Here is a 22,232-nt window from a genome sequence, read left to right as displayed (position 1 = left end):
TCCTGCCACGGGCGGCGCCTTGCCACAATGCGCCTCATCTTTTTCTCATCAAAAGCGAGTGAACATGAAAGCTTCGATCCTCTGCGCCGCGATCGCTATCGCCTTCGCCGCCGCCCTGCCCGCCCAGGCCCAGGGCACCAACCCCACCGGCCCGGACAACAAGTCCACCCAGAAGGCCGGAGAGGCCTACCCGAACGACAAGACCGCGGGCACGGACAAGGGCAAGCCCGAGGCCGTGAAGAAGGCCGAGAACAGCCGTCCCGCCCAGGCGACCAAGAGGGTGGCCAAGAAGACCGGCAACGCGGTCAGCAACACCGCCAAGCGCGCGGCCGACGCCACGCGCAACGCCGGCGACAACATCGCGAAGAAGCTGCCGGGGAACAAGGAAGCGGCGCCGCAGCGCTGACGCGCTGCCCTCACCCCAACCCTCTCCCAGCGGGAGAGGGAGCAAGCCAGTTCAGCCGATCTCGCGAGCGGCCGCCAGGCCGCGCATGAAAGCCTCGCAGCGCGCCAGCTGCTCCAGGCTGACGTACTCGTCGGGCTGGTGCGCCTGCACGATGCTGCCGGGGCCGCACACCACCGTCGGGATGCCGGCCCGCTTGAACAGGCCCGCTTCCGTGCCGAAGGCCACCAGCGTCGTGCGCTGCTCGCCCGCCAGGCGTTTCGCCAGCCGCGTGACCGGGTCCTGCTCGGACCCGAGGAAGCTGGGGATCTCGCAGATCGTCTCGAAGCGGAAGCCCGAGTCGGCGGAAACCTTCTTCATCGCCGGCTCCAGCGCGCGCGCATGCGCCACCACCTGCTGCTGCATGGCCGCGGCGTCGGCCGTGGGCAGGTCGCGGAACTCGTAGCGGAACTCCGCGTCGCGCGGCACCACGTTGTCGGCGATGCCGCCGTGGAACTGGCCCACGCTGGCCGTGGAGAAGGGCACGTCGAAACCGTCGTAGCGCGGCCCACGCTCGAAGCCTTCGGCCATGTCGCGCAGCTTTCCGATCACGCGCGCGGCCATCTCGATGGCGTTGACCGATTGCGGCGTGAGCGAGGAATGCGCCTCCTTGCCGCGCACGCAGCACTTGTAGCGGTACACGCCCTTGTGCGCGATGGCGGGCACCATCGAGGTGGGCTCGCCGATGATGCAGGCCAGCGGCTTGATGTCCGCGTCGCGAAGGTCGGCGATGAGCTCGCGCACGCCGAAGCAGCCCACCTCCTCGTCGTAGCTGAAGGCGAAGTGGATCGCGAACGGCGCCTTGCTGGCCAGGAAGGTCTCGGCGTTGGCCACCGCCAGCGCGATGAAGCTCTTCATGTCGGCCGAGCCGCGCCCGAACAAGCGGCCCTCGCGCACCTCCCCCGACAGCGGGTCGGCCGACCACTCCTGACCATCCCAGGGCACGGTGTCGGTGTGGCCCGAGAGGATCACGCCCGCGGGCTTGCCTTCGCCCAGCGTCGCGAACAGGTTGGCCTTGGTGCGCTCCGCGTTGAACGTCAGGCGCGAGGTCACCCCCAGTTTGGCGAGTTCGTCGCGGATGAAATGGATGAGTTCGAGGTTGCTGTTGGCGCTGACGGTGTTCAGTCGGACGAAGGCCCGGGCGAGCTCGAGCGCGCGGGCCGAAGGCGTGGCGGAAGCGGCGGACATCGCCCGATTCTCGCGGATATCCCCTCATGCCCTGAGGGGTCCGCCGCGGCTAGACTGACCGGCTCGATCCCTTCGAAGCTGCAACCATGAACGTCCTCGATTCCATCGTCACGCAGGCGGCTGCCATCACGGCCGTGCGGCGCGACCTGCACGCCCATCCCGAACTCAGCTTCCAGGAAGTGCGCACCGCCGACGTGGTGGCGGCCAAGCTCACGGAATGGGGCATCCCGATCCACCGCGGCATGGGGACCACCGGCGTCGTGGGCATCGTGAAGAACGGCACCAGCGACCGCGCGATCGGCCTGCGCGCCGACATGGACGCGCTGCCGATGCAGGAGTTCAACACCTTCCCGCACGCGAGCAGGCACGCCGGCCGCATGCACGCGTGCGGCCATGACGGCCACACGGCCATGCTGCTGGCGGCGGCGCAGCACTTCGCGAAGAACCGCAATTTCGACGGCACCGTCTACCTGATCTTCCAGCCCGCCGAGGAAGGCGGCGGCGGCGCGCGCGAGATGATGAAGGACGGCCTGTTCGACAAGTTCCCGATGGAGGCCGTGTTCGGCATGCACAACTGGCCGGGCAACGAGTTCGGCAAATTCGCCGTCAGTCCCGGCCCGGTGATGGCGTCGACCAACGAATTCAGGATCACCATCCGCGGCAAGGGCGGCCATGCCGCGCTGCCGCACAACGGCATCGACCCGGTGCCGATCGCCTGCCAGATGGTGCAGGCCTTCCAGACCATCATCAGCCGCAACAAGAAGCCGATCGACGCCGGCGTGATCTCGGTCACCATGATCCACGCGGGCGAAGCCACCAACGTGGTGCCCGACAGCTGCGAGTTGCAGGGCACGGTTCGCACCTTCACGCTGGAGGTGCTGGACCTGATCGAGCAGCGCATGAAGCAGATCGCCGAGCACACCTGCGCGGCCCACGACGCGCAGTGCGAATTCGAGTTCGTGCGCAACTACCCGCCCACCATCAACTCCGCGGCCGAGGCGGAGTTCTGCCGCAAGGTGATGGCCTCCATCGTCGGTGACCCCAACGTGCTGGTGCAGGAGCCCACCATGGGCGGCGAGGACTTCGCGTACATGCTGCAGGCCAAGCCCGGCGCGTACTGCTTCATCGCCAACGGCGACGGCGCCCACCGCGAGATGGGCCACGGCGGCGGGCCCTGCATGCTGCACAACCCGAGCTACGACTTCAACGACGACCTGATCCCGCTGGGCGCCACCTACTGGGTGCGCCTCGCCGAGGCGTGGTTCGCCCAGGGGCGGGCATGACGCTGGACGACTGCTTCTCGCACAGCTACGGCGAGGCGCGCCGCAAGTTCATCGATGCGGCCGGTGGCGCCGGGCTGCTGGTGGAATCCAAGCGGCATCCGGAGCGCGGGCGCGAAGGCGAGGATCTGGCCATGGACGTGGCGCGCGAAGGCGACCCGAGCGCGTCGAAGGTCCTGATCCTGTCCAGCGCCTGCCATGGCGTGGAGGGCTTCTGCGGCAGCGGCGTGCAGGTGGCCGCGCTGCAGGACCGGGAGTGGCGCGAGCACGCCCGCCGCAAGGGCGTCGCCGTTCTGTACATCCACGCGCTCAATCCGTACGGCTTCTCGCACATCCGCCGCACGACGCAGGAGAACGTGGACCTCAACCGCAACTTCCACGACTTCAGCAAGCCGCTGCCGCAGAACGCCGGCTACCGCGAGTTGCACGACCTGCTGTTCCCCAGGGAGTGGCCGCCTTCGAAAGAGAACGACGAGGCGCTCGCGGCCTGGGTGGCGAAGAACGGCCAGATGGCCTACCAGGCGGCCATCAGCAGCGGCCAGCACGAGTACCCGCGCGGCATGTACTACGGCGGCGACAGCCCGACCTGGAGCAACCGCACGCTGCGCGAAGTGCTGCGCACGCACGGCCGCCGCGCCGGCCGCATCGCGTGGATCGATTTCCACACCGGCCTGGGCCCGAGCGGCCTGGGTGAGCGCATCTTCGCGGGACCGGACGACCCGGTGCAGGTGGCGCGTGCCCGCAGCTGGTGGGACGGCGGCGGCAAGACGCCGGTGACCTCGATCTACGACGGCTCTTCCACTTCGGCCAAGCTCACCGGGATGATGTGGGCCAGCGCCATCGAGGAATGCCCGCAGGCGCAGTACACCGGCATCGCGCTGGAGTACGGCACCCAGCCGCTGCTGCAAGTGCTGCATGCGCTGCGCGCCGAGCACTGGCTGGAGCAGCATCCCGAAGCGCCGCCGCAGCTCGCGGCGCAGATCAAGCAGCAGATGCTGGACGCCTTCTACACGGACACGCCGGAGTGGAAGCGCAGGATCGTGGAGCAGGCGCGCGAGGCGATGGTTCAGGCGGTGGATGGGTTGGCGGGCTGATTGGCCCTCAGGCGCCGAACTCCGCGAACACCTCGTCCAGCTTCTCCCGGTACTTCCGTTTCTCCTGCGCCGGGATGAAGCTCGCCTCGAAGCTGTTGTTCGCCAGCTGCCATGCCTGCTGCGCCGACAACCCGGTCGCCTCGAACGTCTGCAGGAAGTTGTCGTTGACGTAGCCGCCGAAGTACGCCGGATCGTCCGAGTTCACCGTCGCCATCAAGCCCGCATCGAGCAGCTGCCGCAGGTTGTGGTCCTGCAATTTCGGGAACACGCACAGCTTCAGGTTGGACAGCGGGCACACGGTCAGCGGGATGCGGTCCTGCGCCAGGCGGCGCATCAGCTGCGGGTCCTTGCTCGATTGCACGCCGTGGTCGACACGCTCGACCTTGAGCAGGTCCAGCGCGGTCCACACGTAAGCCGGCGGGCCTTCTTCGCCGGCGTGGGCCACCAGGTGCAGGCCCAGCTCGCGGCAACGCGCGAACACGCGCGCGAACTTCTCGGGCGGATGGCCGACCTCGCTGGAATCCAGGCCGACGCCGATGAACTTGTCGCGCCAAGGCAGTGCCTGCTCCAGCGTCTCGAAGGCTTCCTCCTCGCTCAGGTGCCGCAGGAAGCACAGGATCAGCGAAGCGCTGACACCGAGGTCCGTTTGCGCCTTTTCGCAGGCGCGGTGCAGGCCGTTGATCACCGTCTCCATCTCCACGCCCCGCGCCGTGTGGGTCTGGGGGTCGAAGAAGATCTCCGCGCGCACCACGTTGTCGCCCCGCGCCTTTTCCAGGTAGGCCCACGCCATGTCGAAGAAGTCGCGCTCGGTGATCAGCACGCTGGCCCCGGCGTAGTAGATGTCCAGGAAGCTTTGCAGGTTGGTGAAGGCGTAGGCGCGGCGCAGTTCCTCCACGCTGGCGTAGGGGATCGCGACGCCGTTGCGCCGCGCCATCTCGAAGATCAGCTCCGGCTCGAGCGAGCCTTCGATGTGGATGTGGAGTTCGGCCTTGGGCATGCGGCGCAGCAGCTCGGGCAGCCTCTGCGTGGGGATGGCGGGCTTGTTCATGGCGGACCATCGTAACAACCGGCCGAACCGCGCATTCCTGTGTCCTATCCGAGACGGGCCGCTTGCCAAGAACACAATTTGACACGATGCTCAAGAGCCATTGGTCAGGGCTTCGGGGCAGTGAGTAACAAGGTTTACCCGGCAGGACGGCAAACGGCCGCGCGCACCGCGCGCTTCGGCCTGCGCGCAGTCGCCTGCTGCGCGGCGGCCCTGCTCGGGGCTCCAGACGCCCTCGCCCTGTCGCTCGGCCGCATGCAAGGCGCCCCGCTGATCGGCCGCCCCCTGCAGCTCTCCTTGCCGGTGACGCTGCAATCCGACGAAGAACTGGCCTGCCTGCGCGCGGAGCTGCAGCAGCCCGATGTCCTGTCGGTGCCGCTCACCTGGCGCCTCGACCGCAACGCGGCGGGCGCAACCGTGCTGCGTCTGTCGTCCACGCAGGTCGTGCAGGAGCCGGTGATCACCGTGAAGGTGGTCGTCGGCTGCAACGACCAGCTCACCCAGGGTTACGTGTTGCTGGCCGATCCTCCGCCTGCGCGGGAGAGCGTTCCGCTCGTCGCCGAAGCGCAGGCCCCCGCCCCCACGGCCGCCCCCGCACCGCCCGCGGCCAAGCCGTCCCGCCGCGCTGAACCCGCGCCTGCCGCCCGCCAGGACGGCACGGGGCGGGAGACGGCGATCGCCGCGCCTGCGCAGCCGCCTGCAGTCCGCAAGCAGGCCAATGACGCGCCGTCGGGCGAGAAGTCCGCGCCGCCCCAGCGCCTCGCCCGCGCGCCGGCGCCGAAGGCGCCCGCCTCGCCCGCCGCCGCCCCGGCGAGCGAAGGCCGGCCGCGCCTGCAGGTGGACCTGCTCGACATCGCCATCGACCAGGCGCCGGCGCTGAAGGTCTCGACGTCCATTGCCCCGCCGGCGGCCAACGCGCTGACGCGAACCGAAGCCGTGGCGGCCTGGCAGCAGATCAACTCGCCGCCCGAGGACCCACTCGCCGCCGAACGCGCGCAGGCGAAGGCCCAGGCCGACGCGGTGCAGGCCGAACTCCGCGCACTGCGCGAGCAGACCCGCCGCCAGTCCGAACAGCTGCAGAAGCTGGTCGAGGAACGCAACTTCGCGCGCGACATCCTCTCCGGCATCGCCGGCGCCGTCGCGCTCGGCTTCGCCTTGCTGCTGTGGCGCCGTTCCCGCGAAACCGCCGGCGGCCCCTGGTGGCAGAAGTCGGCTGCGCCCGCGCCCGTGGCGGCCAAGGAAGACAGCAGCTTCGTGGACAGCAGCTTCCCCGAGGAGCCCGACCACCCGGTGCGCCTGGCGCCCGAGCCGGACAGCGGCTGGGCGCCCGCGAAGGCCGGCCCGGCGAGCGTGCTCGGCACTGCCCGCATCGCGGAGAGCGCATTCGGCCGCAGCCGCCTGCCCAGCGCCGAGGAACTGCTCGACGTGCAGGACAAGGCCAACTTCTTCATCGCGGTCGGCCAGCCGGAGAAGGCCATCGAGCTGCTCGAGTCGCGGCTGATGGAGCACTTGGGCGCCAGCCCCTTCCTCTGGCTGGACCTGCTGGACCTGTGCCGCAAGCTCAATCGCCGCGACGACTACGAGCGGGTGCGCTCGGCCTTCCAGAAGGCCTTCGCCGCGCGCATGCCGCGCTTCGAGGACGCCAGCACCAGCACCGAGGGCATCGAGCGCTACCCGAAGGCGCTGTCCCGCATCGCGTTGCTGTGGCCCACCTCGCGCGTGCTGCAGGAGATCGAACATTCGCTCTTCGAGGAGCCGGCGCCCGGCTCCATCCAGTTCGACCTGGAAGCCTCGCGCGACCTGCTGCTCCTCTACAGCATCGCGCTGGACGTAGTCACCTCGCAGCCGGACGGCCGCCCCTACGACAAGACCGAGGTGGTCAGCCTCCTGGACCATGAGGCCCAGAACAGCACGATGCCGATGCCGCTGATGGCGCTGGACACGCACGATGCCGTCGCGGAGCTTCCGCCCAGCCTGGACCTGGATCTGGGAATGGATTTCGGCGTGCCCGCAGCGGCCGTCGCGCCGCAGTCGAGGCCGCAGGAACCGACAGTGCCGGCCCTCGACCCCGGAAGGCTCGAGTACCTCGAGACGATGCCGCTGCGCCTGCAGGACCTGGGGCCCGCGGCCAGCGACTACGTCTCCACGCTGCCGCCCGAGTTGCAGGACTTCGCGCCGGTGGCCGGCCACGGTCCGGACGTCGGCCTGGATGTCGACCTCGACCTGACCAGCCTCGCCCTGGGACGCACTCCCGACGTCGACCTCGGCCTGGACGTCGATTTCGATCTCGGCCAGCCGCAACGCAGGCTGGCCAAGTGAAGGCCGCAAACCCCGCCGTGAACCTGCGCTCCGCCCTCCTGCCCCGCGCCGCCGCCGTGGCGGTGCTCGCCCTCGCCGCGCAGGCCCAGGCCGCCGAGTGGGTGAGCTACGGGCAGAGCGAGAACGGCGCCTACTACTTCGATCGCGGGAGCGTGCGCACCGAAGGCGACCGCAAGCGCGTGTGGCGGCTGTTCGCGCTGCGCGAGCCGCAGGGCGGCGTGCAGTCCGGCAAGGCGCTGGTCGAGATCCAGTGCAACGCCGGGACCTTCCGCTACCTGCGCACCATGTACTACTCGGGCCCAATGGGACAGGGCAAGTACGTCGGCGGCGCGAAGGAGCAATCAGTCGAACCGATCGGGCCCGGCACGATGATCGGCGAGCTGGCGCAGAAGGTGTGCTAGCTCGCGCGCTGCGCGCGGCTTCGCAGGGGCGAGGGAAAGAAAAAGGGGCTGGGGCCGGGTTTCACCCCCGCCCCTCGCCCCTCGTCCCTGGCCTGCTACGCAGGCCTTACTTCTTCTCTCCCCCCGGCACCTTCCCTTCCACGCCCTGCACGTAGAAGTTGATGCCGCCGAGGAACTTGTCGTCGGCCGTCGCGTCCTTGGCCAGCACTTCCTTGCCGGCGTTGTCCTTGAGCGGGCCCTTCCAGATCACGAAGCTGCCGTCCTTCAGGCCGGCCTTGATCTCATCGATGCGCTTCTTGGTTTCGGCCGGCACGTCGGCGGCGATGGACACCATGTCGATGGCGCCTTCCTTCACGCCCCACCAGGCCTGCTGCTTGCCCTGCCACTTGCCTTCCAGCGCGTCGCGCACGGCCTTCGTGTAGTACGGCGCCCAGTTGATGATGGCCGAGCCCAGGTGCGCCTTGGGGCCATAGGACGTCATGTCGCTGTCCCAGCCGAATGCGCGCTTGCCCATCTTCTCGGCGGTCTGCAGCACGGCCGACGAGTCGGTGTTCTGCATCAGCACGTCGGCGCCGCCGTTGATCAGCGACGTCGCGGCCTCGGTCTCCTTCGGCGGGTTGAACCACTCGCCCACCCAGACCACGCGCGTCTTGACCTGCGGGTTCACCGACTGCGCGCCCAGCGTGAAGCTGTTGATGTTGCGCACGACCTCGGGGATCGGGATCGAGCCCACCACGCCCAGCGTGTTGGTCTTGGTCATCTTGCCCGCGATCACGCCCGCCATGTACGCGCCCTCGTAGGTGCGGCTGTCGTAGGTGCGCAGGTTGTCGGCCGTCTTGTAGCCCGTGGCGTGCTCGAACTTCACGTCCTTGCTGTCCGCAGCGACCTTCATCATCGGCTCCATGTAGCCGAACGTGGTGCCGAAGATCAGCTTGTTGCCCTGGCCCACCATGTCGCGGATCACGCGCTCGGCGTCGGCCGACTCGGGGACCTTCTCGACGAAGCTGGTGACGATCTTGTCGCCGAATTCCTTCTCGATCGCCTTGCGGCCGTTGTCGTGCGCGAAGGTCCAGCCGCCATCGCCCACCGGCCCGACGTAGGCGAACGCGATCTTCAGCTTCTCGGCTGCGGGCGCGGGTGCGGCGGCCGAAGGTGCCGGGGCCGACGCCGTGGTTGCGGGTGCCGCTGCGCTGGGCGCCGGAGCCGGGGCTTCCGACTTGCCGCAGCCCACCAGGGCCGTGGCGGCCAGCGCCGACAGCGCGGCAGCCTGCAGCAGGGAGCGTTTTCTGAGATCGGTCATGGGGTCCTCTGGAGGTTGGAATGTGGCGGGGAAAGCGCAAATTATGTGCCCGGATGGAAGGGCTTCCCAAGCGACGCCGGCATGTTGATGCGGATCCAGGCCGGGTTGCGCGAGATCAGCGCCAGCACCGCGATGGTCGCCAGGTAGGGCAGCATGGTGAGGAACTGGCTGGGCACTTCGACTCCGCTGCCCTGCAGGTGGAACTGCAGCATCGTCACGCCGCCGAAGAGGTACGCGCCCAGCAGCACGCGCGCCGGACGCCAGGTGGCGAAGGTGGTCAGCGCCAGCGCGATCCAGCCCCGGCCGGCCACCATGCCCTCCACCCACAGCGGCGTGTAGATCACCGCCAGGTACGAACCGGCCAGCCCGCACAGCGCCCCGCCCGCCACGACGGCGGCCAGCCGGATGCGCCGCACCGGATAGCCCAGCGAGTGCGCCGAGTCCGGCGACTCGCCCACCGAACGCAGCACCAGGCCGGCGCGCGACCGGTAGAGGAACCACACGAGGAACAGCACCAGCGCGATGGCCACGTACACCATCGGGTGCTGGCGGAACAGCGCGGGGCCGACCAGGGGGATGTCGCCCAGCACGGGAATGGAGAACCGCGGCCGCTCCGGCAGCTTCTCCTGCACGTAGCGGATGCCGGCGAACGCCGAGAAGCCGGCGCCGAACAGGCTGAGCGCCAGGCCGGTCGCGTACTGGTTGGTGTTGAGCCAGATCACGAGCCAACCGAAGGCGGCTGCCAGCACGGCCCCGGCGGCGGCGCCCGCGACAAAGCCGAGCACGTCGCTGCCGGTGTGCACCACCGCCACGAAGCCCGCCAGCGCGGCGCACAGCATCATTCCCTCGGCGCCCAGGTTCACGACACCGGCCTTCTCGTTGACGAGCAGGCCGAGCGCGGCGAGCGCGAGCACGGTGCCGGCGTTGAGCGTGGCGGCGAAGAGGAGTGCGTAGCTTTCCATCAAGCGGTCCCCCTGCTCTCACCGTCATCCCCGCGGAGGCGGGGATCCAGGGCTTCCGTCTTTGCGGCTGTCGCCGGCGCGCTGCGCTGGGTCCCCGCCTTCGCGGGGACGACGGGTTCTCTGGCCCACCGCAACCGGTACGCGATCAACGTATCGCAAGCCAGCAGCGTGAACAGCAGCAGCCCCTGGAACACGCCCGTCAGCGACTTCGGCAAGCCCAGCCGCGACTGCGCCAGTTCACCCCCGATGTAGAACATGCTCATGAGCACGGCCGAGAACACCATGCCCACCGGATGCAGCCGGCCGACGAAGGCCACGATGATGGCGGCGAAGCCATAGCCCGCCGGCACGTACGGCGTGAGCTGCCCGATCGGCCCGGCCACTTCCAGCGCGCCCGCCAGCCCGGCGCAGCCGCCGCTCACCAGCAGCGCCACCCACAGGGCCCGCCGCGAGGAGAACCCGGCGTAGCGCGCCGCCGCCGGCGCCAGCCCGCCGACCTGCTGCGCGAAGCCGGCGCGGGTGCGGAACAGGAAGACCCACAGCACCGCCACGCCCGCCAGCGCGATCAGCAGCCCGATGCTCACCCGCGAGCCCTGCATCAACCGCGGGATCTGCGCCACCGATTCGAAGGTGCGCGTCTGCGGGAAGTTGTAGCCGGCCGGGTCCTTCCACGGCCCGAACACCAGGTAGAACAGCAGCTGCTCGGCCACGTACACCAGCATCAGGCTGACCAGGATCTCGTTGGCGTTGAAGCGGTCGCGCAGCAGCGCGGTGAGCGAAGCCCACAGCATGCCGCCCGCGACGCCCGCCAGCAGGATCGCCGGCACGATCCAGCGGCCGGTCGTCTTGTCGGCCATCAGCGCGACGCCGCCGGCGACGATGGCGCCGAGCACGAACTGCCCCTCCGCGCCGATGTTCCAGACGTTGGAACGGAAGCACACCGCCAGCCCCAGCGCGATCAGCAGCAGCGGCGTGGCCTTGACCGTCAGCTCGCCGAGCGCATAGGCCGACTTGACCGGTTCCCAGAAGAACACCTGCAGCCCGCGCACCGGGTCCTTGCCCAGGGCCAGGAACAGCAGCACGCCGATGACCACCGTGAGCGCCAGCGCGAGCACGGGCGAGGCGATGCTCCACACCCGTGACGCTTCGGGGCGCGCTTCCAGCCTAAGCATTGGCGGCCACCTGCGCGGCGACTTCGGTGGGCGCGTCCCACAGCCCGCTCATCCAGGCGCCGATCTTCTCGACCGTCGCCTCGCTCCTGCGCAGCGAGGGCGACAGCCGCCCCTTGGCGATGACGTGCAGCCGGTCGCTCACTTCGAACAGCTCCTCCAGTTCCTCGCTGACCACCAGCACGGCGCAGCCCGCGTCGCGCAGCCCCAGGATCTCGCCGCGGATCTGCGCCGCCGCGCCCACGTCCACGCCCCAGGTCGGCTGCGAGATCACCAGCAGCTTCGGGCGCGCGTCGATCTCGCGGCCGACGATGAACTTCTGCAGGTTGCCGCCCGACAGCGAGCGCGCGGCGGCGTCGGGCCCGCCCGCCTTGACGTTGAAGCGGCGGATCACCTCCTGCGCCTGCGAACGCAGCGCCTTGACGTCGATCCAGCCGGAGCGGCCCACGGATTCGGTGCGGGTGAGCATCAGGTTGTGCGCCAGCCCCAGCGAGGGCACGGCGCCGCGGCCCAGCCGCTCCTCGGGAACGAAATGCAGGCCGAGGCGGCGCCGCTGCGAAGGTCCCATGCGGCCAGCCGGTTGCCCTGCAACGCGCACCGCTTTGGGATCGGCCCGCGTGTCCTCGCCCGAGAGCGCATACAGCAGCTCGCGCTGGCCGTTGCCCGACACGCCGGCGATGCCCACCACCTCGCCCGCGCGCACCTGCAGCGCGATCCCTTCCAGGTCCACGCCGAACGGCGAGTCGCGCTCCAGCGTGAGACCGTCGACCTGCAGCACGACTTCCCCGGGCGTGTGGTCGCGGTGTTCGAGATGCGGCGGCTCGGCGCCGATCATCATGCGGCTGAGCGATGCGTTGCTCTCGCGGCGCGGATCGCATTCGCCGGTCACGCGGCCGCCGCGCAGCACGGTGCAGGCGTCGCACAGCTCGCGGATCTCGTGCAGCTTGTGGCTGATGTAGAGGATGCTGCAGCCCTGCTCGGCGAGCCGGCGCAGCACGACGAACAGTTTCTCCACCGCCTGCGGCGTGAGCACCGAGGTGGGCTCGTCCAGGATCAGCAGCTGCGGGTCGGTGAGCAGCGCGCGGATGATCTCGACGCGCTGCATCTCGCCGACGGACAGCGTGTGCACGGGGCGCGAGGGATCCACGTGCAGGCCGTACTCGGAGGCCTTGGCCTCGATGCGCCGCGCGACCTCGGCCAGCCTGAGGCTCTTCTCCAGGCCCAGCCAGACGTTCTCCGCCACGGTCAGCGTGTCGAACAGGCTGAAGTGCTGGAAGACCATGCTGATGCCCAGCGCGCGCGCCTCCTGCGGGTTGCGCACCTGCACCGGCTGGCCGTTCCACAGCACCTGTCCCGCGTCGGGCTTGACCGAGCCGTAGATGATCTTCATCAGCGTGGACTTGCCCGCACCGTTCTCGCCCAGCACGGCATGGGTCTGGCCCGGCAGCACTTCGAGCGACACGCCGTCGTTGGCCACCACCGACGGATAGCGCTTGGTGATGCCCTGCAGCTGCAGGCGGGGAGTGGCGCTCATGCTCCGGTGCTCCGCAGGCGGCCGGCCACGGCCTTGATGCGCCCTCGCAGCCAGCGCGCGGCGGCCGATGCGTGGCTGCGCTCGTGCCAGAGCTGGTAGTAGGTCAGGGGCGGGAAGTCGATCGGAGGCGGCAGCATCGTCACGGGCAGCCGGCCCGCGTAGCGCTCGCAGAACAGCCGGCCCGTGGTCATCACCAGCAGGCTGGACGCCACCATCGCCGGGATCAGGCCGAAATGCGCGCAGCGCGCGGTGATGTTGCGCGCCAGGCCCAGGCTTTCCAGGTGTTCGTCGATCACGCCGCGCGCGCCGGGATGCGTGGGCGTCGGCGCGACGTGCTCGGACGCGAGCCAATCCTCGACGGACCAGCCGCGCCGCACCGCGGGATGGTCGCGCGCCACCAGGCACACGACTTCATCGGTGAACAGCTCGCCGCGGTGCAGGTCGCCGGGCGGCTGCAGCCAGTTGCCGATCACCACGTCGGTGTCGCCCTGGGCCAGCCGCTCGTGGTAGTGGCCGTCGGGCGAGAGCGGATGGATCTCGATGCGCGTGCGCGGCGCGGCCTGCTTCACGTCGGCCACCAGGCCGGGCAGGAACTGCGGATCGAGGTAGTCGCTGGCGGCGACGCGGAACGTGTGGCTCGCGGTAGCGGGGTCGAAGCCGCGCGCATCGCTGAACAGGGATTCGGCCGCCTGCAGGATGCTGGCGCTGGGTTCGATCATGCGCAGGCCCGCATCGGTGGGCACCATCGTGGCGCCCGAACGCACCAGGAGCGGATCGCCCGCCAGCTCGCGCAGGCGCTTGAGGGCGGCGGAGACCTGCGGCTGGTACATGCCCAGGCGCAAGGCGGCGCGGGAGACGCTGCGTTCTGTCAACACGGTGTGCAGGACCCGGATGAGATGGAGGTCGATCTTGTCGAATGGCGCCTGGTCTCTCATACCCCCACCGGCATGGTTTACATACGGCACGGCTTATGCCGGTGGCATGCTGGCGTTCTACGCTCGACCCCGGGGCTCCCTCTTCCTGCCTGCATGCATTCCAAGACCATCCGATTCATCCGCCGTGGCGAGCTCGTCGCGCTGGGCAATGTACCACCCGACCGCACCCTGCTCGAGGTGCTGCGCGAGGACCTGGGCGCCACCGGAACCAAGGAAGGCTGCGGCGAAGGCGACTGCGGCGCCTGCACCGTGGTCGTCGCCGAAGAGGACGGCGGCCGGCTGCGCTGGCGCGCATTGAACAGCTGCGTCCAGCTCGCCCACGCCGTCGACGGGCGCGCGCTGTGGACGGTGGAAGACCTCGCGGCCGGCGATGGGGCGCTGCACCCGGCGCAGGAAGCCATGGTCGAGTGCCACGGCTCGCAATGCGGCTTCTGCACGCCCGGGTTCGTGATGAGCCTCTTCGGCATGTACCAGAACCATGTGTGCCGGGGCCGGGCGATCACGCGAGAGCTGGCGCAGGAAGAGCTCTCGGGGAATCTCTGCCGCTGCACGGGCTACCGGCCGATCCTGGATGCGGCGCAGAGGATGGGGGAGCTGCCGCGCGTCGATGTGGATGACGCCGCGCTCATCAGCAGCCTCCAGCAGATCCGTCACTCCGTTTCCGCGGGAATGAAGACGGAAGAGTCGTACCTCGCCCCTGAATCTCTCGGCGAGCTCCTGGCCGCCCGGGCCGCCCATACGCAAGCCCAGGTCGTCGCCGGCTGCACCGACGCCGGCCTCTGGATCACCAAGCAGCACCAGCGCTTCGGCCAGGTGCTCGACGTCACCCGCGCGCGGGAGCTGCGGCGCGTCGAGGACTACGAGAACCACATCGCCATCGGCGCGGCCGTGACGCTCAGCGATGCGTTCGACGCGCTGGTGGCGCAGCGGCCGCAGCTCAAGACCTTCGCCAACCGCTTCGCCGGCCTGCCGGTGCGCAACGCGGGCACGCTGGGCGGCAACGTCGCCAACGGCTCGCCGATCGGCGACACGATGCCGCTGCTGATCGCGCTGAACGCGCAACTCGTCCTCATGAAGCAGGGCGGGCACCGCCACCTGCCGCTCGAGGCCTTCTACACCGGCTACCGCCGCAACGTGCTCGCGCCCGACGAACTGGTCGCGTGGATCCTGGTGCCCAAGCCGCGGTCCGGCGAGTTCCTGCGGGCCTACAAGATCTCCAAGCGCTTCGACGACGACATCTCGGCCGTGTGCCTGGCCGTGCGGATGGAACTGCGCGAAGGACGCGTGGCGGACATCGGCATCGGCGCGGGCGGCGTGGCCGCCACGCCGGTGCGCACGATGCGGACCGAAGCCTTGCTGGCCGGCCGCGAATGGACGGCCGACGCGGCGCGCGAAGCCGCGCAAGCACTTCGCGACGAGTTCCAGCCCATCTCCGACATGCGCGCGAGCGCCGCCTACCGCAGCACCGTGCTGGGAAACCTGGTGCAGCGCTTCTGGCTGGAAACGCAAGGCGCCACGTCGATCAACCTCGAGCAGTTCAGCTTGCGGGAGATCGCGGCATGAACGCGCGCGAAGACGAATTCACTTCCGCCACCGGCGGCGGCCCGGCCGGCACCGCCGACGCGGGCGAGCGCAACCTGGCACCCGCGACCCGCTCGCCGCATGCCCCCGCTTCGCCGCAACCCGCGATGGGCCGCTCGCGTCCGCACGAAAGCGCGCGGGCCCAGGTGGCGGGCGCCGCCACCTACGTCGACGACATCCCGGAAGTGAAAGGCACGCTGCACGCGGCGCCGATCCTGTCCACCGTCGCGCACGGCCGCCTGCGCGGCGTCGACACGCGCGCGTCCGAGGCGATGCCCGGCGTGCGCGGCGTGCTGCTGGCGCGGGACATCCCGGGCGATCCCATCCTCGCCACCTTCGTCCACGACGAGCCGATCTTCGCCATCGAGGAAGTGCGCCACGTCGGCCAGGTGATCGGCCTGGTGGTCGCGGACACCGTGATGGAAGCGCGACGCGCGGCGCGGCAGGTCAAGCTCGATATCGAGCCGCTGCCCGCGGTGCTCGACGTGCGCCAGGCGCACGGGGCACAGAGCTACGTGCTGCCGCCGGTGGTCGTGCGGCGCGGCGAGCCGGAGCAGGCGCTTGCATCCGCGAAGCACCGCCTTTCCGGTCAGCTGGAGGTGGGCGGGCAGGAACACTTCTATCTCGAGGGCCAGGTCGCCTACGCGCTGCCGCTGGAGCAGAACCAGTGGTGGATCCACTCCAGCACGCAGCATCCGGGCGAAGTGCAGCACTGGGTGGCGCATGCGCTCGGGCTGGAGAACAACGCCATTACAGTCGAATGCCGTCGCATGGGCGGCGGATTCGGCGGCAAGGAGACGCAGGCCGGCCACATGGCCGTGTGGGCCGCGCTCGCGGCGCGCAAGCTCAGATGCCCGGTGAAGCTGCGCCTGGACCGTGACGACGACTTCATGGTGACGGGCAAGCGCCACCCGTTCGCCTACGACTGGGACGCGGGCTTCGACGACCACGGCCGTCTCACCGCGCTCAAGGTGACGATGCTGGCCAACTGCGGCTTCTCCGCAGACCTCTCGGGCCCGGTGGCCGACCGCGCGATCTTCCACACCGACAACGCGTACTACTTGTCGGACGTGGAGATCGCCTCCTACCGCTGCCGCACGAACACGCAGAGCCACACCGCGTTCCGCGGCTTCGGCGGTCCGCAGGGCGTGATCCTGATCGAGGCGATCCTGGGCGACATCGCGCGGCACCTGGGCCGCGATCCGCTGGACGTGCGCAAGGCGAACCTCTACGGCGTGGGCGAGCGGGACATCACGCACTACCAGATGAAGGTCGAGGACAACATCCTCGATCCGCTGATCTCGCAGCTCGAGCGCGACTGCGGCTACCGCCGGCGCCGGCTGGAGATCGCCGCCTGGAACGCGAAGAGCCCGGTCATCAAGCGTGGGCTGGCGATCACTCCGGTCAAGTTCGGCATCAGCTTCACCGCCACCTTCTTCAACCAGGCCGGCGCGCTGGTCCACGTGTTCACGGACGGCAGCGTGCAGGTCAACCACGGCGGGACGGAGATGGGCCAAGGCCTGCACACCAAGGTGATGCAGGTCGTGGCCGACGAGCTGGGCGTGCCCTTCGAGCGCGTGCGCTGCACGCCCACCGAGACCGGCAAGGTGCCCAACGCATCCGCGACGGCCGCTTCCAGCGGCACCGACCTGAACGGCCGCGCGGCGCAGTTCGCCGCGCGCAACGTGCGCGACAACCTCGCGGCCTTCGTGTCGGGGCTGGACGGCTGCGGCGCGGGGGCGGTGGTCTTCCGTGCGGGCCAGGTGATCTCACCCAAGTCCACGCGCAGCTTCGACGAGGTGGTGAAGGCCGCCTACGCCAACCGCATCCAGCTGTGGAGCGACGGCTTCTACCGCACGCCCAAGATCCACTACGACAAGGTGACGCTGACCGGGCGGCCGTTCTTCTACTTCGCCTACGGCGCGGCCTGCAGCGAGGTCGCGATCGACACGCTGACCGGGGAAAGCCGGCTTTTGAAGGTGGACATCCTGCACGACGTGGGCGCCTCGCTGAACCCGGCCATCGACATCGGCCAGATCGAAGGCGGCTTCATCCAGGGCGTGGGCTGGCTCACCACGGAGCAGTTGGTCTGGAACGACAAGGGCGCGCTGTCGACGCACGCCCCGAGCACCTACAAGATCCCCGCCACCGGCGACGTGCCCGAGCACTTCAGGATCGCGCTGTGGCACGAGGGCAACCGGGAGGACAACGTCGGCGGCAGCAAGGCCGTCGGCGAGCCGCCTTTCATGCTGGCCATCAGCGCCTGGGAAGCCCTGCGCGATGCGGTCGCGCAGGCGCGCGGCGACGGCCAGGCGCCGCTGGTCGCGCCCGCCACGGCGGAAAACGTCCTCCACGCGCTGATGAGCACCTGAACGAAGCGCGGCGGGGCAGAATGGCCCGCATGCGCATCGTCAGCACCTCGCTGCTGTTCTGGGCCGACGGCATGACCGTCGCGCCGGGACTCGTGGTCGTGCACCCGCGCGTGCGGTCCGACGCGGGATTGCTGGCGCACGAGGCCGTCCACTGCCGGCAGATGCGCGAAGTGGGACTGCTGCGCTTCTGGTGGCTCTACTTCACCTGCCCGGCCTTCCGGCTTTGGGCCGAGGTGGAGGCGTACCGGGTGTCGCTGCGCCACCAGCCCGCGGGGCTGCGGCACTTCGCCCGCGCCCTGGCGCACGGCTATCTGCTGCGCATCACGCCTGAACAGGCCGAGCGGCTGCTGCGCGGCTGACACGCCGCGCTTCTTGCGTGAGCTGCCCTAGAGGTACCAGACTGCGAGCAGGCTCGCACAACCCCACATCAGCAGACTGAGGGCGCCGCCCAGCAGGCCCACTGGCGAGTCCGGCTCGGCGACTTCGACGGCTTCCGCGACTTCGGGAGCCCAGGAGGTCCACATCGTGGTGGAAGAAGAATTGTCGGGTGGCATGACCTGCTCCATTGGGCGGATGCTCGCGGCCGCGTTGCGCGCGGCGTGTAGGAAGCAGGCCGCAGTGGGCGGCGGAAAACGTCGCCGCGCGCCGTGGCAAAACGTCGCGGGCGGTTGCAGGCATGCAGGAACGGGCAAGCCTGCATGCCTGGAGGAAAGCGCGACTAGCCCTTGTCGGACGTGTCGTCGCTGTCGTCGCCGTCGGTCAGCACGCCGGCCTTGCGCACACCGCGGCCGGGTCGCCCTTGCTCGCCGCGCGGCCGGGCCTGGCCTCCTGCGTCGGACGAGCCTTCCTGCACCGGCAGATCCGACTCGACGTCGGGCAGGTGCGTGTCGCCGGTGAGCTTGGCGTTGTCTTTGGGATCGGGCATTTGGGCGGACTCCTTGGTTTGGCTTCGCAGCCAATCTAGGTCCGCCCCCCGCCGGCGGTCTGTAGGCGACCGGCGACTAAGCCCGCCCGGCGCCCTCGCGCGCGAGGCGAAGGCCGGAGCCCAGGGCCCAGACGCCCCAGCAGACCAGCAGCGCCGCGGCGGTGTAGCCCGCGGGCGATTCCGGCACGACCCAGGTCGGCCAGTGGGGGAAGCGATCGGCGAGGTCCGCCGCCGAGCCTTTCGCGTCCATGTTCGCCAGCACGCCCAGCAGCAGCGCGACGGCGCCCGCGAAGAACGACCACAGTCCGGCCTGCACGCGGCGGCGTGCGGCCTGCAAGGCGACCAGAGAAGCAATGTCGAGCATCTGCCCATCATGGCGCGGCGAACGGCCACCTCGTCCGCAGCGCCTCATGGACGCGCCACGAAGCCGGGCCCGCGTGCCGCGCTGCGCGGCGGTGATGCGCAGTGCCCACAAAGACTTCAACCCATCCATTGCCCTTCGGTACAGCTCTGATGCGCTCGCGTGGCTAGACTGGGCGGGACCAATGTTGCGGGGCGGTGCGGATGAGCGAGAAAGAGGAAGAACGGCAGGATCAGGCCCAGGAGCCTTCGAAGGGCACGCCGGGCCGCCGGCGCCCGCGCAGCGGCGAGGGCATGGAGAGCGTGCTCGCCCACCTGCGCGAGCAGGAGTCCCAACGCGTCCAGGACGATCGGTCGCGCGGTGCGGTCACCCCCGGAAACTGACGCGTCTGTTCCGTCCGACAAGCGTGTGCGGCAACGGTCCCACGCACATGTCATGCACATTCCGACCTGCGAGCCAGTTTTGGCGGACAAGACTCGCATGCCGCAGGTGCAGCATGGAGCGCAAGCCGCAACCTCCCCCCAGCAAACCAGCGCCGGCCGCAGAGCCCCGGGCGCAGGAGGGCACAGCGCGTTCGGGCCGCGGGTCGGCGAGCGCCCTGGAAGCCTGGAAGAAACTCGAACGCTTCCGCGTGCCGCGCGGAAACCGCGACCCCGACGTACCGTCGCGTTGACTAGCCGCCGGCCCGCGTTGCCCGGGCGCGGATTCCTCCTCTACCGGCCGAGCCTCTTCCGTTGTAGGTTCTGGCCATGGCCACGAACGTCCAGGAAATTCCCGTCCACGTCGGCCAGCGGCTGCGCGATGCAAAGGGCCGCCTGTGGCTGGTGCGCGACCTGCTGCCGCTCGCCTGCGTCACGGGCGAGGCGCCGTGGTTCGTCGTGCGCCTCGACTTCCGCTCGAACACCGGTTCGGCGGGTTCCGTCGTCATGTCCATGCACGAATTCACCGCGATCGCGCGGCAGGCCACGGCCGAACGGCCTTTGGCTCAGGGCTGAGCTGTAGTCCGCGCAGCCCGGCAAGTCACCCGGCTCTCCTACAGGGGGGCCGCTGAGGCACCCGCACCATTCGTCCACTCCACCCCTTTACCGGGAGGCGAGACGGACTGGGAACCGCATGAGCGCTCCGTCGGCCCGCAAGGGCTTTGCCTCGCGCTCTGCGCCACGCCGATGGCGGGCCGCCCCTAGAGCGCCTTCATCCACGCGGCCATTTCGTCCGCCACCTGCTCCACCAGTTTCGGCTGCCCCGCGAGGTAGTGGTTGCCGCCCTTCACGTCGATGTTGCGGATGCGGCCGCGCGCCGCCGACAACCACGCGTCGCGCGTGCTCGGGAAGGTCGATTGGTCCGCGGTGTACGTGTGCAGCAGCACCGGCACCGAGGTCTTCGCGAGATTGCCGGGACCATCGGCGCGGCTGCGCGGCGACCACTGCGACAGGAATGCGGTCAGCGACGTGATGCGTCCCATCTGGCTGGCCGCGTAGTTGACCGCACGCGCGCCCGCGGCTCCCACACCCCACACGCTGCCCACCTCGCGGTCGTTCGGATCGAGTGAAAGATCGAGGCACCGCGGGTCGGCGTGAGTGCGGTGGATGACGAACACCTGGTCGCGCGGGCTGCCCGGCGCCTTCAGGCCGCGCAGCACCGCCAGCCGCTCCTGCACCCAGTGGTCGATGCGCGCCAGGCGCCCCTGCTGCGCCTCCTGGAAGCGCGCCAGGAACTGCGGCGGATACGGCGGCCCGTTGGCCGGGTCGTACATGTCCAGGTCGGGGTTGGCCGAAAGCGGATCGGCCTCGTCGAACACGGAAGGGTCGATCCAGCGGCGCATCAGGTGCGAGCGTCCCTCGTGCGCCGCGCACAGCGCGAGCCCCTGGACCGGCGGCAGGTCCTGCGGTGACAGGCCGGCCGGGTCGCCATCGAGCATGCGGTCGATGGTGAGGTTCTCGGCCTGCGCCTGGTAGAAGGCCGCGAGCGAGGCGCCACCGGAATTGCCCACCAGCACCACCTTGTCGTAGCCCTGCCCGTGCAGGAAGTGCACGCCCGCGCCCAGGTCCTGGATCACCCGCTCCATCAGCAGCAGCGTGTCGTTGCCCGCATACCGCGAGTTCAATCCCATGCAGGCCACACCGCGCTCGGCCAGCGGCGCGAGCAGGTAGTGCCCCATGAAGTTGCTGGCCGGGTGCATGACGATCGCGGCCACCTTCTTCGGGCCCACGGGCTCGGTCCAGGCGCCGTAGATGCGCGGGCGCAGCAGCTGCAGGCCCGACTGGCTTTCCATGGCGGCGCCCGGCTTGACGTCGATGACGGCCAGTTCCAGCTGCGGTGCGGTCATGGCGGTGTGGCGTGTTCGTGTTGTCGGGCCGACGATTGTGGCGTCACTCGCCTTCGCGGAACAGGGCCTCGATCCGCCCACGCAGCCAGGCATTGCCGGGGTCGGCCTCGAAGCGGCGGCTCCAGTGCAGCGAGACGGTGAAGTCGCGCCCGGCCACCGGCGGCTCGACGATGGCGTAGCCGCCCTGCGCCGCGAAGCCCAGCGCGATGTTGCGCGGCATCACCACCGCGAGGTCGGTCGCGCGCACGATCGCGGGCAGCACCATGAAGTGCTCGGTGGTCAGGCGCAGGCGGTCCTCCACCCGCAGGCGCTGCAGGATCCGCAGCGTGTCGGCGTGGGTCCGCACGTTGACGTATTCCAGTTCGCGCATCGCGTGCAGCAGGGCCGCGCCCGCGCGGCGCTTGCGGGTGAACGGATGCCCTTCGCGCAGCAGCACGATGTAGCGGTCGCGCAGGAGCTCGGTGCGCTGCGTGTCGCGCACCGCCGGGAGGAAGCCGAAGGCGAAATCGATGCGGCCCGAGTCCAGCGCATCCGTGATCTGCTCGCGCGGCAGCGGCAGTGTCTCGATGCGCACGCCGGGGGCCTCCTCGCGCAGCGCGACCATGAGCTCCGGCAGGAAGCGGCCCTCGCCGATGTCGCTCATGTGGATGCGGAAGGTTCGCTGCGCGGCCGCCGGATCGAACCCGGCCGATTCGCCCAGGGCCAGCTCCAGCGTGGCGAGGGCGCTGGCGACCGCGGGCGCCAGTCGCTCGGCCTTGGGCGTGGGCTGCACGCCGCCCGCGGCACGCATGAAGAGCGGATCACGGATGAGCGTGCGCAGGCGCGTCAGGCCCTGGCTGGCCGCCGGTTGCGTCAGGCCCAGCCGGTCGGCCGCGCGGCTGACGCTGCGCGCGCGGTAGACGGCGTCGAACAGCCGAAGCAGGTTGAGGTCGACGTCGTTGAGATGCATCCTGCTTATGTGGCTTAGTCGGTTCATTGTATTGATGGATACGGCGGCG

The 22,232-nt window shown here is 69.9% G+C and carries 22 protein-coding genes; 10 read left to right on the top strand and 12 right to left on the bottom strand.

What is annotated here, in order from left to right; translation table 11 throughout:
• Positions 1 to 64 precede the first annotated feature (64 nt).
• Entirely contained in the window at positions 65 to 406 is a 342-nt protein-coding gene (locus EZ313_RS00235; RefSeq protein ID WP_135261228.1) for a hypothetical protein, read from the top strand.
• 51 nt (positions 407 to 457) lie between these two features.
• Here EZ313_RS00235 and argE read toward each other — a convergent pair whose 3' ends face one another.
• Complete coding sequence (gene argE / locus EZ313_RS00230; RefSeq protein ID WP_135261227.1) at positions 458 to 1,630, bottom strand: acetylornithine deacetylase; 1,173 nt, start codon at positions 1,628 to 1,630, stop codon at positions 458 to 460.
• Positions 1,631 to 1,716: 86 nt separating this feature from the next.
• Here argE and EZ313_RS00225 point away from each other — a divergent pair, with 86 nt between their 5' ends.
• Positions 1,717 to 2,913: a M20 aminoacylase family protein gene (locus EZ313_RS00225; RefSeq protein WP_135261226.1), complete on the top strand. Its 1,197-nt coding sequence runs from the start codon at positions 1,717 to 1,719 to the stop codon at positions 2,911 to 2,913.
• Complete coding sequence (locus EZ313_RS00220; protein ID WP_135261225.1) at positions 2,910 to 4,004, top strand: M14 family metallopeptidase; 1,095 nt, start codon at positions 2,910 to 2,912, stop codon at positions 4,002 to 4,004. The genes EZ313_RS00225 and EZ313_RS00220 overlap by 4 nt, the downstream gene beginning before the upstream one ends.
• A 7-nt stretch (positions 4,005 to 4,011) precedes the next feature.
• Here the strand turns inward: EZ313_RS00220 and EZ313_RS00215 are convergent, their stop codons facing one another.
• The gene (locus tag EZ313_RS00215) at positions 4,012 to 5,052 is read right to left on the bottom strand and encodes an adenosine deaminase (RefSeq protein ID WP_135261224.1); all 1,041 of its coding nucleotides are present in this window, start codon (positions 5,050 to 5,052) and stop codon (positions 4,012 to 4,014) included.
• 120 nt (positions 5,053 to 5,172) lie between these two features.
• Between EZ313_RS00215 and EZ313_RS00210 the strand changes: the two genes are divergently transcribed.
• Positions 5,173 to 7,368: a type IV pilus assembly protein FimV gene (locus EZ313_RS00210; RefSeq protein WP_135261223.1), complete on the top strand. Its 2,196-nt coding sequence runs from the start codon at positions 5,173 to 5,175 to the stop codon at positions 7,366 to 7,368.
• Positions 7,365 to 7,769, top strand: a complete 405-nt coding sequence (locus EZ313_RS00205) for a surface-adhesin E family protein (RefSeq protein WP_167772449.1) — start codon at positions 7,365 to 7,367, stop codon at positions 7,767 to 7,769. Before EZ313_RS00210 ends, EZ313_RS00205 begins: the two co-directional genes overlap by 4 nt.
• A 106-nt stretch (positions 7,770 to 7,875) precedes the next feature.
• Here the strand turns inward: EZ313_RS00205 and EZ313_RS00200 are convergent, their stop codons facing one another.
• From EZ313_RS00200 to EZ313_RS00180, 5 genes are read right to left on the bottom strand one after another with little or no spacing between them, the layout of a single operon-like run.
• The gene (locus EZ313_RS00200; RefSeq protein WP_135261221.1) at positions 7,876 to 9,069 is read right to left on the bottom strand and encodes a BMP family ABC transporter substrate-binding protein; all 1,194 of its coding nucleotides are present in this window, start codon (positions 9,067 to 9,069) and stop codon (positions 7,876 to 7,878) included.
• Between the two features lie 41 nt (positions 9,070 to 9,110).
• The gene (locus EZ313_RS00195) at positions 9,111 to 10,031 is read right to left on the bottom strand and encodes an ABC transporter permease (RefSeq protein ID WP_135261220.1); all 921 of its coding nucleotides are present in this window, start codon (positions 10,029 to 10,031) and stop codon (positions 9,111 to 9,113) included.
• Positions 10,031 to 11,203: an ABC transporter permease gene (locus tag EZ313_RS00190; RefSeq protein WP_167772448.1), complete on the bottom strand. Its 1,173-nt coding sequence runs from the start codon at positions 11,201 to 11,203 to the stop codon at positions 10,031 to 10,033. The genes EZ313_RS00195 and EZ313_RS00190 overlap by 1 nt, the downstream gene beginning before the upstream one ends.
• Entirely contained in the window at positions 11,196 to 12,734 is a 1,539-nt protein-coding gene (locus EZ313_RS00185) for an ABC transporter ATP-binding protein (protein WP_135261219.1), read from the bottom strand. The genes EZ313_RS00190 and EZ313_RS00185 overlap by 8 nt, the downstream gene beginning before the upstream one ends.
• Positions 12,731 to 13,669: a LysR family transcriptional regulator gene (locus tag EZ313_RS00180; RefSeq protein WP_135261218.1), complete on the bottom strand. Its 939-nt coding sequence runs from the start codon at positions 13,667 to 13,669 to the stop codon at positions 12,731 to 12,733. Before EZ313_RS00180 ends, EZ313_RS00185 begins: the two co-directional genes overlap by 4 nt.
• A gap of 93 nt (positions 13,670 to 13,762) precedes the next feature.
• Here EZ313_RS00180 and xdhA point away from each other — a divergent pair, with 93 nt between their 5' ends.
• The 3 genes from xdhA to EZ313_RS00165 are packed head-to-tail and all read left to right on the top strand — an operon-like array spanning position 13,763 to position 17,981.
• Positions 13,763 to 15,232, top strand: a complete 1,470-nt coding sequence (gene xdhA / locus EZ313_RS00175) for a xanthine dehydrogenase small subunit (RefSeq protein ID WP_135261217.1) — start codon at positions 13,763 to 13,765, stop codon at positions 15,230 to 15,232.
• Positions 15,229 to 17,622 (top strand): xanthine dehydrogenase molybdopterin binding subunit, encoded by a 2,394-nt coding sequence (gene xdhB / locus EZ313_RS00170; protein WP_135261216.1) that lies wholly within the window; start codon positions 15,229 to 15,231, stop codon positions 17,620 to 17,622. The genes xdhA and xdhB overlap by 4 nt, the downstream gene beginning before the upstream one ends.
• A 29-nt stretch (positions 17,623 to 17,651) precedes the next feature.
• Positions 17,652 to 17,981, top strand: a complete 330-nt coding sequence (locus tag EZ313_RS00165; protein ID WP_135261215.1) for a hypothetical protein — start codon at positions 17,652 to 17,654, stop codon at positions 17,979 to 17,981.
• Positions 17,982 to 18,008: 27 nt separating this feature from the next.
• Here EZ313_RS00165 and EZ313_RS23125 read toward each other — a convergent pair whose 3' ends face one another.
• The 3 genes from EZ313_RS23125 to EZ313_RS00155 all read right to left on the bottom strand — a co-directional run bounded on the left by EZ313_RS23125 (position 18,009) and on the right by EZ313_RS00155 (position 18,911).
• The gene (locus tag EZ313_RS23125; protein ID WP_167772447.1) at positions 18,009 to 18,176 is read right to left on the bottom strand and encodes a hypothetical protein; all 168 of its coding nucleotides are present in this window, start codon (positions 18,174 to 18,176) and stop codon (positions 18,009 to 18,011) included.
• Between the two features lie 164 nt (positions 18,177 to 18,340).
• Complete coding sequence (locus tag EZ313_RS00160) at positions 18,341 to 18,547, bottom strand: hypothetical protein (protein ID WP_135261214.1); 207 nt, start codon at positions 18,545 to 18,547, stop codon at positions 18,341 to 18,343.
• Between the two features lie 76 nt (positions 18,548 to 18,623).
• Positions 18,624 to 18,911: a hypothetical protein gene (locus EZ313_RS00155; RefSeq protein WP_135261213.1), complete on the bottom strand. Its 288-nt coding sequence runs from the start codon at positions 18,909 to 18,911 to the stop codon at positions 18,624 to 18,626.
• Between the two features lie 200 nt (positions 18,912 to 19,111).
• On the opposite strand from EZ313_RS00155, the gene EZ313_RS00150 reads away from it, so the two are divergent.
• Positions 19,112 to 19,291: a hypothetical protein gene (locus EZ313_RS00150; RefSeq protein ID WP_135261212.1), complete on the top strand. Its 180-nt coding sequence runs from the start codon at positions 19,112 to 19,114 to the stop codon at positions 19,289 to 19,291.
• A 366-nt stretch (positions 19,292 to 19,657) separates the two neighbouring features.
• On the top strand, positions 19,658 to 19,903 hold the full coding sequence (locus tag EZ313_RS00145; protein ID WP_135261211.1) for a hypothetical protein: 246 nt from the start codon (positions 19,658 to 19,660) through the stop codon (positions 19,901 to 19,903).
• Positions 19,904 to 20,088: 185 nt separating this feature from the next.
• Here the strand turns inward: EZ313_RS00145 and EZ313_RS00140 are convergent, their stop codons facing one another.
• Positions 20,089 to 21,234 carry an alpha/beta hydrolase family protein gene (locus EZ313_RS00140; protein WP_135261210.1) on the bottom strand — a complete coding sequence of 382 codons (1,146 nt, stop codon included), beginning with the start codon at positions 21,232 to 21,234 and terminating at the stop codon, positions 20,089 to 20,091.
• 43 nt (positions 21,235 to 21,277) lie between these two features.
• Positions 21,278 to 22,183, bottom strand: coding sequence for a LysR family transcriptional regulator (locus tag EZ313_RS00135; protein WP_205960301.1), 906 nt, complete (start codon positions 22,181 to 22,183; stop codon positions 21,278 to 21,280).
• Between the last annotated feature and the right edge of the window lie 49 nt (positions 22,184 to 22,232).

Source organism: Ramlibacter henchirensis (assembly GCF_004682015.1).
GTDB lineage: Bacteria > Pseudomonadota > Gammaproteobacteria > Burkholderiales > Burkholderiaceae_C > Ramlibacter > Ramlibacter henchirensis.
The sequence above is the reverse complement of the archived record's forward strand: the minus strand, read 5'-3'. Positions and strand labels throughout refer to the sequence as shown.

Coding starts and splice junctions, on each gene's coding strand:
- EZ313_RS00235 (WP_135261228.1), top strand. CDS start 65: ATGAAAGCTTCGATCCTCTGCGCCGCGATCGCTATCGCCTTCGCCGCC.
- argE (WP_135261227.1), bottom strand. CDS start 1,630: ATGTCCGCCGCTTCCGCCACGCCTTCGGCCCGCGCGCTCGAGCTCGCC.
- EZ313_RS00225 (WP_135261226.1), top strand. CDS start 1,717: ATGAACGTCCTCGATTCCATCGTCACGCAGGCGGCTGCCATCACGGCC.
- EZ313_RS00220 (WP_135261225.1), top strand. CDS start 2,910: ATGACGCTGGACGACTGCTTCTCGCACAGCTACGGCGAGGCGCGCCGC.
- EZ313_RS00215 (WP_135261224.1), bottom strand. CDS start 5,052: ATGAACAAGCCCGCCATCCCCACGCAGAGGCTGCCCGAGCTGCTGCGC.
- EZ313_RS00200 (WP_135261221.1), bottom strand. CDS start 9,069: ATGACCGATCTCAGAAAACGCTCCCTGCTGCAGGCTGCCGCGCTGTCG.
- EZ313_RS00195 (WP_135261220.1), bottom strand. CDS start 10,031: ATGGAAAGCTACGCACTCCTCTTCGCCGCCACGCTCAACGCCGGCACC.
- EZ313_RS00190 (WP_167772448.1), bottom strand. CDS start 11,203: ATGCTTAGGCTGGAAGCGCGCCCCGAAGCGTCACGGGTGTGGAGCATC.
- EZ313_RS00185 (WP_135261219.1), bottom strand. CDS start 12,734: ATGAGCGCCACTCCCCGCCTGCAGCTGCAGGGCATCACCAAGCGCTAT.
- EZ313_RS00180 (WP_135261218.1), bottom strand. CDS start 13,669: ATGAGAGACCAGGCGCCATTCGACAAGATCGACCTCCATCTCATCCGG.
- xdhA (WP_135261217.1), top strand. CDS start 13,763: ATGCATTCCAAGACCATCCGATTCATCCGCCGTGGCGAGCTCGTCGCG.
- xdhB (WP_135261216.1), top strand. CDS start 15,229: ATGAACGCGCGCGAAGACGAATTCACTTCCGCCACCGGCGGCGGCCCG.
- EZ313_RS00165 (WP_135261215.1), top strand. CDS start 17,652: ATGCGCATCGTCAGCACCTCGCTGCTGTTCTGGGCCGACGGCATGACC.
- EZ313_RS23125 (WP_167772447.1), bottom strand. CDS start 18,176: ATGCCACCCGACAATTCTTCTTCCACCACGATGTGGACCTCCTGGGCT.
- EZ313_RS00160 (WP_135261214.1), bottom strand. CDS start 18,547: ATGCCCGATCCCAAAGACAACGCCAAGCTCACCGGCGACACGCACCTG.
- EZ313_RS00155 (WP_135261213.1), bottom strand. CDS start 18,911: ATGCTCGACATTGCTTCTCTGGTCGCCTTGCAGGCCGCACGCCGCCGC.
- EZ313_RS00150 (WP_135261212.1), top strand. CDS start 19,112: ATGAGCGAGAAAGAGGAAGAACGGCAGGATCAGGCCCAGGAGCCTTCG.
- EZ313_RS00145 (WP_135261211.1), top strand. CDS start 19,658: ATGGCCACGAACGTCCAGGAAATTCCCGTCCACGTCGGCCAGCGGCTG.
- EZ313_RS00140 (WP_135261210.1), bottom strand. CDS start 21,234: ATGACCGCACCGCAGCTGGAACTGGCCGTCATCGACGTCAAGCCGGGC.
- EZ313_RS00135 (WP_205960301.1), bottom strand. CDS start 22,183: ATGCATCTCAACGACGTCGACCTCAACCTGCTTCGGCTGTTCGACGCC.